The organism is Streptomyces sp. NPDC018833, assembly GCF_044390825.1.
GTDB lineage: Bacteria > Actinomycetota > Actinomycetes > Streptomycetales > Streptomycetaceae > Streptomyces.
In genome coordinates this window covers 14,602-27,291 of sequence record NZ_JBIRZM010000015.1, presented here as the reverse complement: position 1 = coordinate 27,291, position 12,690 = coordinate 14,602, and the positions used below count along the sequence as shown (strand labels likewise).

Here is a 12,690-nt window from a genome sequence, read left to right as displayed (position 1 = left end):
GGCCGACCGGCCCGCGGCGAACGGGTCCGTTTCTCAGAGTGGGTACTCGAAGCCGACCGGGCCGTTGCCGGAGGCGACCCGGCAGTAGTCGGAGCTGTCGCCTCCGTTGACGAGGCCGTTGTTCACGCCGACGAGCAGGAAGTCGTTCCCGGCGCCGCCCAGAATGTCGCCGCTGGACGTGACGACGCCCGCCACCGTGATGTGGTCGTCCCCGTCCCCGCCGTCCCCGTCCCCGCCGTCGCCGACGACGACGCCGCTGACCGAGCCGGACGCGAAGACCGACAGGTGGTCCATTCCGGCTCCGGCGCTGACGGTGCCGTTGACCGAGCCCGCGACAGCGATGGTGTCGTCCCCGCCGAGGCCGTCGACCGTGGCGTCGGCGTCGACCGTGGCGCAGAGGATCACGTCGTTGCCGTCGGGCCGTTCACGGAGGTGCCCGGGACAGTCGTGCCGTTGACCGTGCACGACGTCACGGCGTGGGCGGGGAGCTCGGCGCGAGTGGTGCTAGGGCTGGCGATCGATCTGTCACAATTCGTCACTCAGGGGTCGACTCGGCCGTCCGGCCGCACGAGCGGAACACCCCCGTCCCGACGGTCTATTCTCCGGCCCGCACCGCTGCCGATGCCTTGCGGGCCGCGACCAGGACCGGGTCCCACACCGGTGAGAACGGCGGCGCGTAACCGAGGTCCAGCGCCGTCATCTGCTCCACGGTCATCCGCGCCGTCAGGGCGACCGCCGCGACGTCCACCCGCTTTCCGGCGCCCTCACGCCCCACGATCTGGACTCCCAGCAGCCGGCCCGTACGGCGTTCCGCGATCATCTTGACCGTCATCGGGGCCGCGCCGGGGTAGTACCCCGCGCGGCTCGTCGACTCGATCATCGTCGTCACGTACTGCAGACCCACCTCCCGCGCGTCCTTCTCCCGCAGGCCCGTTCGGGCGATCTCCAGATCGCAGACCTTGCTCACCGCGGTGCCCACCACGCCCGGGAACGTCCCGTAGCCGCCGCCGGCGTTCGCGCCGATGACCTGGCCGTGCTTGTTCGCGTGCGTGCCGAGCGGGACATGGCGTTCGCGGCCCGAGACCAGGTCCAGCACCTCGACGCAGTCGCCGCCCGCCCAGATGTTCTCCTGGCCGCGCACCCGCATCGACAGGTCCGTGAGCAGGCCGCCGTACCGGCCGAGCGGCAGACCGGCGGCACCGGCGAGCGCCGTCTCCGGCTCGACTCCTATGCCGAGCACCACCACGTCCGCCGGGTACTCGGCGTCGTCGGTGGCCACCGCGCGGACCCGCCCGTCGTCACCGGCCAGGATCTTGGTGACGGCCGACCCCGTCACCGTCGTGATGCCCAGCCCGTCCATCGCCCGGTGGACCAAGGCACCCATGTCGGGATCCAGCGTGGCCATCGGCTGCCGGCCGCGCGTCACCACGATCACTTCGTAGCCGCGCTTGAGCAGGGCCTCCGCCATCTCCACACCGATGTACCCGGCCCCGACGACCACCGCGCGCCGGCCTTCCGTGTGCGTGAGGGTGTCCAGCAGCGCCTGGCCGTCGTCGAGGGTCTGCACACCGTGCACCCCGGCCGCGTCGATCCCGGGCAGCGCCGGCCGCACCGGGCGGGCGCCGGTCGCGATCACCAGCTTGTCGTAGCCCGTCCACGCCTCGGTGCCCGTTTCCAGGTCGCGGGCGCGCACCCGGCCGCCCGCCACGTCGATCTCCGTCACCTCGGTGCGCATGCGCAGATCGATCCCGCGGGCGCGGTGCTCCTCGGGCGAACGTGCGATCAGCTCGTCCCGTTCGGACACGTCGCCGCTCACCCAGTACGGGATCCCGCACGCCGAGAACGAGCTGAAGTGCCCGCGCTCGAACGCCACGATCTCCAGCTCGTCCGGGCCCTTCGTCCTGCGCGCCTGCGATGCGGCGGACATGCCCGCCGCGTCGCCGCCCACGACCACCAGTCGCTCCGTTGTCATGGGAACACGCTACGGCCGAGGGCCCGTTCAGTCCTCCGCCGCGGGAGGAGATGTCACCTCCGCCCCCTGCACCCGAGGGCGCGTCACCAACCGCAGCCGAGCTCGCACCAGCCACCGCCACCCCGCGTACAGCAGGCCCAGCAGCGCGGCGAAAGGTGCGACCGCGCCGATCGCCACCGTGATCCACCGCAGCGTCGCCACCAGCGCGTCCCAGCCGCCGCCCAGCGCGTCCAGGAAACCTGGGGCGTCGTCCTCCCGCACGTCCTCCGTCTCCGCTTCGCTCAGTGTCAGGGTGATCGTCGCCAGCGTCGTGCGGTCCTTCAGCGACGCCTGCCGTGCCAGCAGCGACTCCAGCTCCGCCTGACGCGTACTCAGCTGTCCTTCCAGCGTGACCACATCGGACAGCTTCGTCGCCCGCTCCATCAGCTCCCGTACCCGCGCCACACTCGCCCGCTGCGTCGCGATCCGGCTCTCCACGTCCACCACCTGGTCGGTGACGTCTTTGGCGTCGGCCTTGCGGGAGAGCAGCTTTCCGGCGCCGGCGAGTTCGGCGAGGACCGCCCCGTACTCCTCCTGCGGGACGCGCAGGACGACATGCGAGGTCACATGGGTCTCGTCGAGGCGTTCCGTGGTCTCGTTCTCGACCCGTCCGCCGGCCTTCTCGACCACCGCGCGCGCGTTCGCGAGCGCCTTGGCGGCGTCCTTCACCTCCACGCCCAGCTCAGCGGTCCGGATGATGTGCTCCGTCGGCGGCGCGGACGGTCCGGTGGCCTCCTCGCGTGCCGCGCCGCCAACCGGTTCACCATCCGGCCTGTCGGCCGCATAGCCGGATCCGGCCGCCTTTTCGCCCTCGCGAAGGGCGGGCTTGGAGTCGGCCTGCGCGGTGTCGGCGGACGACGAGTCGTTCGCGCCGCAGCCGACGAGGCCCAGCGAGGCGGACAGCAGAAGTACCGCGCATGTCCGTCGTACAGCCAGTCGTGCGGCCAGTCGTGCACCCATGAGACCCCCCGGGCGATATGTGGTGAGCGGTTGCCGGTTCGACGTCCCGCATCCGCCGCGGGTTGCCCGATTCCGGTTCCGAACCGGTCACGGTCGGGACTCGGTACGGGGGTTGGCCGGGCGTTTGAGAGAGTTGCCTCATGAACGTGGACACAGCTGCGCGTCATGTCGTCGTCATCGGAGGCGGCATCGCCGGTCTGGCCGCCGCCCACCGGCTCGTCACGGCCGGTGCGCGCGTCACCCTCGTCGAGGCGACCGACCGCCTCGGCGGCAAGCTCCAGGGGGGCGAGGTCGCGGGCGTGCCGGTGGACCTGGGCGCCGAGTCGATGCTCGCGCGCCGGACCGAGGGCACCGATCTGGCCCGCGCGGTCGGCCTCGGCGACCGGCTCCAGCCGCCCGCCGTCGCCGCCTCCGCGGTTTGGACCCGAGGCGCCCTGCGGCCCATGCCCAAGGGCCATGTCATGGGTGTGCCCGGCACCCGGGACGCGCTCGCCGGGCTGATCTCGCCCGAGGGGATCGAGCGCATCGGGTGTGAGAGCGAACTGCCGCCCGCGGCCGTCGGTGACGACGTGGCCGTCGGCGCGTACGTCGCCGAGCGCATCGGCCGCGAGGTCGTCGACCGGCTCGTCGAGCCGCTGCTCGGCGGGGTGTACGCGGGCGACGCCTACCGCATCTCGATGCGCGCCGCGGTCCCCGGGCTCTTCGAGGCCCTGCGGCACCACGACACGCTGCTCGACGCCGTACGCGAGGTCCAGGCCAAGGGCGCGGCGCAGCAGGGTGCCGGCCCCGTCTTCATGGGCCTCGCCGGCGGCATGGGCACGCTGCCCGCCGCCGTCGTCGCGTCCGTACGCGCCCTCGGCGGCGACATCCGTACGTCGACCGCGGTCCTCGGGCTGACCCGAACCGGCTCCGGCTGGCACATCCGCACCGACCGAGAGCCGCTGACCGCCGACGCGGTCGTCCTCGCCACCCCCGCTTGGTCCGCGTCCGTGCTGCTCGCCGCCGAGTCCCCGGCCGCGGCCGCCGAACTCGGCCGCGTCGAGTACGCCTCCATGGCCCTGATCACCCTCGCCTTCCGGCGGGCCGACCTCGGCTCGCCGCCGCCGGGCAGCGGCTTCCTCGTCCCACCCGTGGACGGCCGGGCGATCAAGGCGTCCACCTTCTCCTCCAACAAGTGGAGCTGGGTGGCCGAGGGGGCGGGTGACCTGTTCGTCCTGCGCACCTCCGTCGGCCGCTACGGCGAGGAGCAGGCGCTGGAACGCGAGGACCCCGAACTCGTCGACGCGTCCCTCACCGACCTCGCCGAGGCGATCGGCCTCACGGCCGAACCCGTGGCGTCGGAGGTCACCCGCTGGACCGGCGGCCTGCCCCAGTACCCCGTCGGGCACCTCGCCCGGGTCGCCCGCATCCGTGACGAGGTGGCGAAGCTGCCCGGACTGAGGGTCTGCGGAGCGGTGTACGACGGTGTGGGCATCCCCGCCTGCATCGGCAGCGGACAGCGCGCGGCGGACGAGATCCTCGCCACGCCGACCCTGGCGCAGGGCACTGATCGGGACGCGGGACAATAGCCGTATGAGTGCGCCCGAAAAGATCCCGAACGCAGGCAAGAAGGCCAAGGACCTCAACGAGGTCATCCGGTACACGCTGTGGTCCGTCTTCAAGCTGCGCGATGCACTGCCCGAGAACCGCTCCGGCTACGCCGAAGAGGTTCAGGAGCTGATCGACCAGCTCGCCGCCAAGGACGTCACCGTGCGCGGCACGTACGACGTCTCCGGCCTGCGCGCCGACGCCGACGTGATGATCTGGTGGCACGCGGAGACCTCGGACGAGCTCCAGGACGCGTACAACCGCTTCCGACGCACCCGTCTCGGCCGCGCACTCGAGCCGGTCTGGTCGAACATGGCGCTGCACCGACCCGCCGAGTTCAACAAGTCGCACATCCCGGCCTTCCTGGCCGACGAGACGCCGCGCAACTACGTCAGCGTCTACCCCTTCGTGCGCTCCTACGACTGGTACCTGCTGCCCGACGAGGACCGCCGCCGCATGCTCGCCGACCACGGCAAGATGGCCCGCGGCTACCCGGACGTGCGCGCCAACACGGTCGCGTCGTTCTCGCTCGGCGACTACGAGTGGATCCTGGCCTTCGAGGCGGACGAGCTGTACCGGATCGTCGACCTGATGCGCCACCTGCGCGCGTCGGAGGCCCGTATGCATGTGCGCGAGGAGGTCCCGTTCTACACGGGCCGCCGCAAGAGCGTGGCGGATCTGGTGGCGGGGCTCGCGTAGTCCGCACCGTTTCGACGGCGAGGTTTCACCGCGTCCCGCGCGGAAACCCAGCCGTCCACGACCGGGCCCGTCGGGCCCGGTCGCCTTGGCCGGGCCCGTGGGATCCGGCCACCGGCTGGAACCGTCAGTGGCTCGTGTCGTGGTCCGGCCACGGGCCTGGCTGCCTCGGCCGGGCCCGTGGGATCCGGCCACCGGCTGGAACCGTCAGCGGCCCCTGCCCTGGTCCAGCCACGGGCGTGGCTGCCTCGGCCGGGCCCGTGGGATCCGGCCACCGGCTGGAACCGTCAGCGGCCCCTGCCCTGGTCCAGCCACGGGCGTGGCTGCGCGCTGACCCGGAAGATCAGACGGCGTGCGGCAGCTTGCGCTGCTCCGCGCGTCGGTCCAGCGACACCGGGTCCGGCTCCGGGTGCGGCGCGCATGATGCGCGCCGCACCGGCGTCTGCCCGTGCAGCAGGTAGTCCTCCACGTACGCGTTGACGCACGCGTTGCCACCGCCGCCGATGCCGTGCGTGCCCGCTTCCTCCTCCGTGATCAGCACTGAGCCCCCCAGCCGCCGCTGCAACTCGTGCGCACCCTCGATCGGCGTGGCCGCGTCCCGTTCCGCCGCCAGGATCAGTGTCGTGGGCAGCTCGCCCGGCTGCGTACGCACGTCCACGGGTTGCTGCCGGGGCGCCGTCCAGAACGCGCACGGCAGATTCATCCACGCGTTGTCCCACGTCTCGAACGGCGCGACCCGCGCGAGCAGGGTGTTGTCGTGATCCCAGGTCTGCCAGTCCTCGGGCCACGGGGCGTCGTTGCACTCCACCGCCGTGTACACGGCGTTGGAGTTCTCCGTCTCCTTCGCCGTGTCCGGCCGCGGGGCGGTCTGCGCGATCAGCGGCTGCGGATCGCCCTTCAGGTACGCCGACAACGCGTGCGCACGCAGCGGCCAGTAGTCGTCGTGGTAGCCCACGCTCAGCATCGCCGCGTGCAGCTGTCCCGGGCCGACCTTCCCACCGGCCGGCTTGAGCGCCAGCTCGGCGCGCACCCGCTCGTAACTGCGGGCCACTTCCTTCGGGGTGGCGCCCAGCTTGTACGTCGCGTCGTGCTTGGCCACCCAGGCACGGAAGTCGGCCCAGCGGGTCTCGAACGCCGCCGACTGGGCGAGGTTGTTGCGGTACCAGATCCGGCTCGGGTCGGGGTTGACCGCCGAATCGAACACCATGCGGCGCACATGGCTGGGGAACAGCGTGGTGTACAGCGCGCCGAAGTACGTGCCGTACGACGCGCCCATGAACGTCAGCTTCTTCTCGCCGAGCGCCGCGCGCAGCACATCGAGGTCACGGGCGTTGTTGAGCGACGTGTAATGACGCAGCGCCGCACCGGCCTTGCGCGCACACCCCCGCGCGTACGCCTTCGCCTGCGCGATCCGCTCCTGTTTGTACGAGGGGGACGGGTGCGTCGGGGCCGGGGTGGGCGCCTTGATGAAGTCCGCCGGGTCCTGGCAGGACAGCGGCGCCGAGCGGGCCACGCCCCTGGGCGCGTAGCCGACGAAGTCGTAGGCCCGTGCGATCGTCTTCCACTCGGGCAGCTCGGCCGCCATGGGGAAGTACATGCCGGAGGCGCCCGGGCCGCCGGGGTTGTACACGAGCGCACCCTGACGCTTCGCCGACGGGCCGCTCGCCCGCACGCGGCTGACGGTCAGGGTGATCTGACGGCCCGACGGTTTCGCGTAGTCCAGCGGGACCCGGACCGTGCCGCAGGTGACCGGCTTCGGCAGGCCCTCCTCCTCCGGGCAGGCGCCGAAGGCGATGCCGGTGGCCGCCGCGCGTGTGGCGGCCACCGCGGTGCCGTGGGCCTCGGCGATCGCGCTCGTCAAGCCGTCGGCCGGGTGGGCGGCGCCGGCCGGAGGGACGGTGAGTGTCGTGAGGACCAAGGAAACGAGGCCCGCTACGGCCCCGAACTTCGCAACTGCTCTCATCGCGTTCCCTTCGTGCACGTGCGGCAGCCCGAGGGCCAGGGGACGAAAAGGATCCTTGGTGGGGCGATTGATGTTGTAAAGCACCGAATGTGCGTGTCGCGTGTCGGCACCGACCGCCAGGTCAGCGGATCCGGTCGGCCGCCCGGCCGCATCCGAAGGCGGCCCGCAGCTGCGGATCGTCGAGTGCGTGGACCCCGTGGACGGCGACCTGGGTGAGCCGAGCGCGTTCACCCGCGCCGGAGGGGCCGGTTGCCTGCTCGATGAGCGAGTCGAGCAGGCGGTTGCCCAGCGGCGAGGCCCAGCCGGTGTAGGCGTGCACCTCGAAACGGGCTATGGCCAGGCAGCCCAGCGTCAGGACGAGCGGCAGCGCGAACCAGGCCATGACCGCACCCGGCCGCTGGTCCTGAGGGAGCGTCAGCAGTGTCCCGGCCGCCAGGACCACGGTGAGCACGGTCGACCCGCGGACGGCCCGGAGTGCGGAGACGACCGGATTCCTGACGGCGTCGGGGACGGCGAGGCCCGCGCGGACCAGCCGGTCGGCGAGGGACCCGACGGATGCGGCGGCGGACACGGCGGCCCGCACCGCCGCGGTGGGCGCCTGGCCCGAGGGGCCGATCGCGCCGATGACCGCACGCTCCAGGTCGTTCTCGCCGTCCGGGTCCACGACCGTCGCCCACCCCGTGTGCGCCAGCAGCAGTCGGCGCCCGCGGTGCATCGACACGAGCGTCAGCTCGGTGACGCGCTGGGGGCCGCCGGCCAGGAACGCGGCCTCGGGGAGCGTGAGCTCGTACGACGCGCGCATGTCGTCGTGGGTCTCCTCGGCCCCCTCGTCCAGGTGACGGGGTGCGTCGGCGGCAGCCAGGCACAGCCGCAGGCAGCTGACCGCCGCGACGGCCCACGCCAGGAGGACGAGGATGAGCCAGAGCATGGGCGAGTTCTACGCGAGGAGTGCGCGTCGCGCCACAGGTTGTTCGCCATGTGGACGTGTGCCGGGGAGGTGTGTCACGAGCTGCTGGACGAGCCGCAGCTGGAGCCGGAGGAACTTCCGCAGCTGGAGCCGGACGAGCTTCCGCAGCTGGAGCCGGATGAGCCGCCGCAGCTCGAACCGCCGCCGGACCCGCCGCAGCCCGCCCCGCCACCGCCGGACCCGCAGCCCGAGCCCGGGCCCGGGCCCGCGCACCAGAGGGGCTCCGAGGCCGAGGCGTCGTACATGCTGTACGCGTACGGCGTATGCGAGACCGTGGAGCGGGATCCGGCGCCGTGCCGCGCGGCCGCGGTCAACTGGCTCCACAGGTCCCGGTCGTGAAGTGCGCGCACCCCGCGCAGAGCGACGGCCGCGACGACTCCCGGGGCGGTGTGGGCGTACGCCGCACCGTAGTGGCGCAGGGCGCGGCGGCCGTCGGGGGTGACGCGACGGCTCACGCGGTTGGCCCGGTTGAAACCGATCACCATGCCGGGGATCAGGGCGGGCAGCGCTGTCACGACGAACGGCAGTCCGGTCGGCTGGTGGCCGGTGCCCATGAACTGCACGACCGTCACGACGAACGAGACCGGCAGGCCGATGAGGCACAGGATGCCCTGCGTCAGGCCCCAGGCCGCGAGGCCGCTGTGCTGCCGCGGCGGCGTCATGAGGCCGCGGGCGGCCAGGGCGTGGCCGATCTCCTGCACGGCGGGGCCGCGCATGACCTCGCGCCGCAGGACGTGGAGCGCGCAGCCGGGGGCGACGGCCAGCGCCTGGAACACCTGGCGCTCCACGGGGTCGTGCGCGACCTGACGCAGGGCGGTGACCACACCGGGGCCGCCGATGACGATACGGCCTTCCGTGTGCAGCACGGCGAGCGCGGCATCGGTGACGCGGGCCGGACCGCCGGCGAGGAAGGCGGCCTCGTACGCGTCGTGGATGCGCGGCTCACCCTGCGAGGCGCTGCGCAGCGCGGCGGAGACCTTGACGATCAGCAGCGTGGAGGAGAGGCCGACGGCGAGGTAGAGGGCGAGTGCGGCGAAGGACATGACGTTCACCTGCCGATGCCGGCGAGTGCGGCGCGTGCGGCATGCGCGATCCGTGCGGCCCGCCCCGGGGGCCGGGGCGCGGCCCGCTCCTGCCACCAGAGCGTGAGCCGGCGGCGGGCGGCGGCGTCCTCGGGGCGGCCGGTGGCGAGCAGATGCCCGGCGAAGTCGAGCGCGTCGCCACGGTAACCCGCCTGCAGGGGGCGGCCCTTGGCGTACGAGAAGAACGCGGGGCGGTAGGCGTGGCCGAGGATCCCGGGCAGCTCGGGCGCCACCTTCGCGACGATGTCGGCCCGCTTGGCCATGAGCGCTCTGCTCTGCACCCGCAGCCGCCGCGGGTCGAACCCCTCGGGCGCGGGCGTCCCCGCGACAAGAGCGGAGACCAGCGCGGCCTGCCCCAGCCCCAGCCGCTCCCGCGCGGCGGTGACACAGGCGGGCGTGGCCCGCGCCGTCGCGGCGGCCGGATGGCCGGCGCGACCATCGACGGGTGCGGCGTCGGTGCGTTCGGCCCCGGCCGCGGTCGGTGGCCGCGCGGTGGAGGACGTTGGGCCGGTGGTGGCTGCTGCCGCGATCGGGCGCGTGGCGCCGACTGGCGCGGCACCCTCCCGCGTGCCCGCGGGCTCGGCCCGCACGGCGGGCGTGGGCCGTTCCGCCGCGACCCGGAGTGTTTCGCGGATGCTCGACAGTTCCGACGCCAGGACGTCGTGCGGCGGGAAGTCGTCGTCCCGCTCCAGCAGCACCCCCGGCGGGCGCACCCTTGTGCGGAGGTCCGCGAGCACGTCCAGGACCGGCCGGGTCACCGGGTGGGCGTGGGTGTCGTGCCAGACGCCGTCCCGTTCGACGCCGCCCGCCACATGCACGTACGCGATCGCCTCCACCGGGAGCGCGTTCAGCGCCGCCGACGGGTCCTCACCGCGGTTCACATGGTTCGTGTGCAGGTTCGCCACGTCGATCAGGAGCCGTACGCCCGTCCGCTCGACCAGCTCCGCGAGGAACTGGCCCTCCGTGAGCTCCTCGTCCGGCCACGAGATCAGCGCCGCGATGTTCTCCAGCGCCAGCGGCACCGGCAGCGCGTCCTGGGCGATGCGTACGTTCTCGCACAGCACGGCCAGCGCGTCCCAGGTGCGTGGTACCGGCAGCAGATGGCCCGCTTCCAGCACCGGGGACGCGGTGAGCGCGCCCCCGGCCCGTACGAACGCGATGTGCTCGCTCACCAGCGGCGCGTCCAGCGCCTCGGCCCGCTCCGCGAGGTCCGCGAGGCGGCGCGGCGACGGGCGGTCCGCGCCGCCGAGGCCGAGGGAGACGCCGTGCGGGACGATCCGGGTGCCGCGCTCCCGTAGCCGGGTCAGCGACGCCGGCAGATGCCCCGGGCAGAGGTTCTCCGCGACGACCTCGACCCAGTCGACGCCGGGCAGGCGCTCCACCGTCTCCGCGATCTCCGGCCGCCAGCCGATTCCGATGCCGAGTTGCATGACGTCCCCCTCGTCTGCCCGACAGGCCTGTGTCCGGCATGTGATGTGCAGAGGTCATGGCCCGGCCGGGAGCGGGTGAATCCGCAGAAGGGGACGTTCAGAGCTTCATTTGAGGTTCCCGGGCCAGGTGCTCCCACCGGAGCTTGGTTCCTGCCGGGTGAGGTTTCCCGGCGGGTGGGGTTCCTGCCGGGTGAGGTTTCCCCCGGCGGGTGAGGTTTCCCCCGGCGGGTGGGGTTCCTGCCGGGGTGAGGCTCCCCGCCGGGGACGAGATCCCCGGCGGGTGGGCGGTCACCCGGCGGGCGGCACCTCGGGACGGTTCGTGTTCACCGTGCCCGGAGCACCGGGCGAGGGCTGGGAGGTGAAGGACTGCTCACCGGTGGGCTCCGCCGGCTGCGGTGCCGGCGGCAGGTTCCCGTCCGGCGGCGGAGGGCCGGAGGGACTGGCCGTCGCCGCGCCCGCCGCCTCGTTCGCGATCGCGTCGAAGTCGACCATCCCGGTCGCCTCCAGCATCGTGATGTGGTCGAGCACCGTCTGGTTGGCGTCGCTGGCGAGCTGGCGTATCAGCGCGTTGCGGGTCGTGTGCCGGACCTGCGCGATCGCTGAGAAGACCTTGCCGTGCGCGTTGCGCAGCAGGTTGGCGAACTTGCGCTCGTACTCCTGCCCGCTCGCCGCGGACAGTTCCCGCAGCCAGCCCTGCTGTTCCTCCGTGGGCTGGTTGGGGAGTTCGACGCCCAGCTTCGCCGCCACGTCCCGCGCCCGCCGGTCCAGGTCGGTGTGGCCCACGATGAGGTGGTCGCCCGCGTCCTTGATCGCCTTGCTCGGCGCGCGTTCGATGGCCTGCTGGCCCGCGGGCAGCTCCCACAGCCCGGCCAGCCGCACCTTCACCAGCAGATCGCGGTCGGCGGCCGAGAGGGGACCCCACTGGGTCGCGACGGTCGAGGCGTTGAGGTTCGCCTGCCCTGTACCGGAGCGGTCGGCGTAGGACCAGACGGGAAACGCCAGCGCGCCGACCGTGACGACGAGAGCCGCGATGATGAGTGCTGTCCCATTGATGCGCCGCAACAATGTGCCTCCAGAGCCGATGCGTGAAACGGCAGCCGAAACCGCCCCCCTACTGACTGGCCGGTCAGTCCCGCCGGCCGTCCCGCCGGTCGAACCTAGCCGGTCAACCTACGTGGCGGTACTGGAGAGTACGCATCCGGGGCCCGCGATGTTCAGCCGCGCAGCGACGGATGATCGGCGACCACCGTGCACGAGCCCGGAGCGATCTCCGTGAAGCCCGCGTCGCGCACCACCGGCAGTCCGCTGTCCGTGAGTGCGCGCCAGCGTGCCGGATCGGCGGTGCGCACCGACAGACGGTACCCGGCCGTCCGCCATGCCTTCCGTTCGGTCTCCGACAGCTCCCACCAGGCGAGTTGGGCGCCGTGGCCTGCCTGGGCCATCGCCTTGCCCGCCGACATGTCCAGCTCCGGGCTCAGCCAGAGCACCGGTGTCTCGGGGGCGGGGGCCGCGGGCGGCTCCGGGTCGTCGAGATCGGTGCCGGACACCTGGAGCTTGGCGAGTTCCTTCGGCCATCCGTCGAGCGGTACGGGCGGGAAGACCCGGACCTCGGCCCGCTCGCCGGTCACGGTGATGCCCGGCAGCGCGGACGCCCGGCGCCACTCCGCACCGCGCGCCCGGCGCACCACCTTGCGGATCCGGGCGTCCTGCCAGTCCCGCATCGCCCGGGCCCACTCGCCCTCACCCGTGGACCGCTCGTCATCGAGGATCTCCAGGACGGCACGGGCCGCGGTCTCCAGCGCGTCGGTGCGGGCGGGCGGTTCGGCCTTCTCGATCCGTACGACCAGCGGTAGGACGAACTGCGGTGCCTCGTCACGCAGGCGGTTCTCGTGCCGGAAGGGACTGTCCGTGGGCCGGGCGGATTCGGTGCCGGGGTCTTCACTGCTCACCCGATCAGTGTGCCAGCCGCCACGACTGGGCATTCGGGGCAGTTG

Annotated in this window: 11 protein-coding genes; 2 read left to right on the top strand and 9 right to left on the bottom strand. The window is 72.9% G+C overall.

The genetic code is table 11. From position 1 onward, the window contains the following. Positions 1-33: 33 nt before the first annotated feature. The 3 genes from ACH5AF_RS26520 to ACH5AF_RS26510 all read right to left on the bottom strand — a co-directional run bounded on the left by ACH5AF_RS26520 (position 34) and on the right by ACH5AF_RS26510 (position 2,971). On the bottom strand, positions 34-465 hold the full coding sequence (locus tag ACH5AF_RS26520; protein WP_398904875.1) for a hypothetical protein: 432 nt from the start codon (positions 463-465) through the stop codon (positions 34-36). Positions 466-595: 130 nt separating this feature from the next. Further along, positions 596-1,972, bottom strand: a complete 1,377-nt coding sequence (locus ACH5AF_RS26515; RefSeq protein ID WP_398904873.1) for an FAD-dependent oxidoreductase — start codon at positions 1,970-1,972, stop codon at positions 596-598. A gap of 27 nt (positions 1,973-1,999) precedes the next feature. Continuing rightward, positions 2,000-2,971, bottom strand: coding sequence for a DUF4349 domain-containing protein (locus ACH5AF_RS26510; RefSeq protein ID WP_398904871.1), 972 nt, complete (start codon positions 2,969-2,971; stop codon positions 2,000-2,002). Between the two features lie 140 nt (positions 2,972-3,111). Here ACH5AF_RS26510 and hemG point away from each other — a divergent pair, with 140 nt between their 5' ends. Both hemG and hemQ read left to right on the top strand, forming a co-directional pair. Beyond that, positions 3,112-4,539, top strand: a complete 1,428-nt coding sequence (gene hemG / locus ACH5AF_RS26505) for a protoporphyrinogen oxidase (RefSeq protein WP_398904869.1) — start codon at positions 3,112-3,114, stop codon at positions 4,537-4,539. A gap of 4 nt (positions 4,540-4,543) precedes the next feature. After that, positions 4,544-5,257, top strand: a complete 714-nt coding sequence (hemQ, locus tag ACH5AF_RS26500; RefSeq protein ID WP_398904867.1) for a hydrogen peroxide-dependent heme synthase — start codon at positions 4,544-4,546, stop codon at positions 5,255-5,257. A gap of 340 nt (positions 5,258-5,597) precedes the next feature. Here hemQ and ACH5AF_RS26495 read toward each other — a convergent pair whose 3' ends face one another. From ACH5AF_RS26495 to ACH5AF_RS26470, 6 genes are all read right to left on the bottom strand, one after another. Beyond that, positions 5,598-7,217, bottom strand: coding sequence for an alpha/beta hydrolase (locus ACH5AF_RS26495; RefSeq protein ID WP_398904866.1), 1,620 nt, complete (start codon positions 7,215-7,217; stop codon positions 5,598-5,600). A 121-nt stretch (positions 7,218-7,338) separates the two neighbouring features. Then, entirely contained in the window at positions 7,339-8,145 is an 807-nt protein-coding gene (locus ACH5AF_RS26490) for a TIGR04222 domain-containing membrane protein (protein ID WP_398904864.1), read from the bottom strand. Between the two features lie 74 nt (positions 8,146-8,219). Continuing rightward, positions 8,220-9,227 carry a TIGR04222 domain-containing membrane protein gene (locus ACH5AF_RS26485; RefSeq protein WP_398904861.1) on the bottom strand — a complete coding sequence of 336 codons (1,008 nt, stop codon included), beginning with the start codon at positions 9,225-9,227 and terminating at the stop codon, positions 8,220-8,222. Between the two features lie 5 nt (positions 9,228-9,232). Then, the gene (locus ACH5AF_RS26480; protein WP_398904859.1) at positions 9,233-10,696 is read right to left on the bottom strand and encodes a DUF692 domain-containing protein; all 1,464 of its coding nucleotides are present in this window, start codon (positions 10,694-10,696) and stop codon (positions 9,233-9,235) included. Between the two features lie 288 nt (positions 10,697-10,984). After that, entirely contained in the window at positions 10,985-11,758 is a 774-nt protein-coding gene (locus ACH5AF_RS26475; protein ID WP_398904858.1) for a DUF4142 domain-containing protein, read from the bottom strand. A gap of 152 nt (positions 11,759-11,910) precedes the next feature. Next, complete coding sequence (locus ACH5AF_RS26470) at positions 11,911-12,678, bottom strand: peptidyl-tRNA hydrolase (protein ID WP_398904856.1); 768 nt, start codon at positions 12,676-12,678, stop codon at positions 11,911-11,913. Between the last annotated feature and the right edge of the window lie 12 nt (positions 12,679-12,690).

Bases quoted from the DNA above. Each gene is read 5' to 3' on its own strand.
- ACH5AF_RS26515 (WP_398904873.1), bottom strand. From the start codon at position 1,972: ATGACAACGGAGCGACTGGTGGTCGTGGGCGGCGACGCGGCGGGCATG.
- ACH5AF_RS26510 (WP_398904871.1), bottom strand. From the start codon at position 2,971: ATGGGTGCACGACTGGCCGCACGACTGGCTGTACGACGGACATGCGCG.
- hemG (WP_398904869.1), top strand. From the start codon at position 3,112: ATGAACGTGGACACAGCTGCGCGTCATGTCGTCGTCATCGGAGGCGGC.
- hemQ (WP_398904867.1), top strand. From the start codon at position 4,544: ATGAGTGCGCCCGAAAAGATCCCGAACGCAGGCAAGAAGGCCAAGGAC.
- ACH5AF_RS26495 (WP_398904866.1), bottom strand. From the start codon at position 7,217: ATGAGAGCAGTTGCGAAGTTCGGGGCCGTAGCGGGCCTCGTTTCCTTG.
- ACH5AF_RS26490 (WP_398904864.1), bottom strand. From the start codon at position 8,145: ATGCTCTGGCTCATCCTCGTCCTCCTGGCGTGGGCCGTCGCGGCGGTC.
- ACH5AF_RS26485 (WP_398904861.1), bottom strand. From the start codon at position 9,227: ATGTCCTTCGCCGCACTCGCCCTCTACCTCGCCGTCGGCCTCTCCTCC.
- ACH5AF_RS26480 (WP_398904859.1), bottom strand. From the start codon at position 10,696: ATGCAACTCGGCATCGGAATCGGCTGGCGGCCGGAGATCGCGGAGACG.
- ACH5AF_RS26470 (WP_398904856.1), bottom strand. From the start codon at position 12,678: ATGCCCAGTCGTGGCGGCTGGCACACTGATCGGGTGAGCAGTGAAGAC.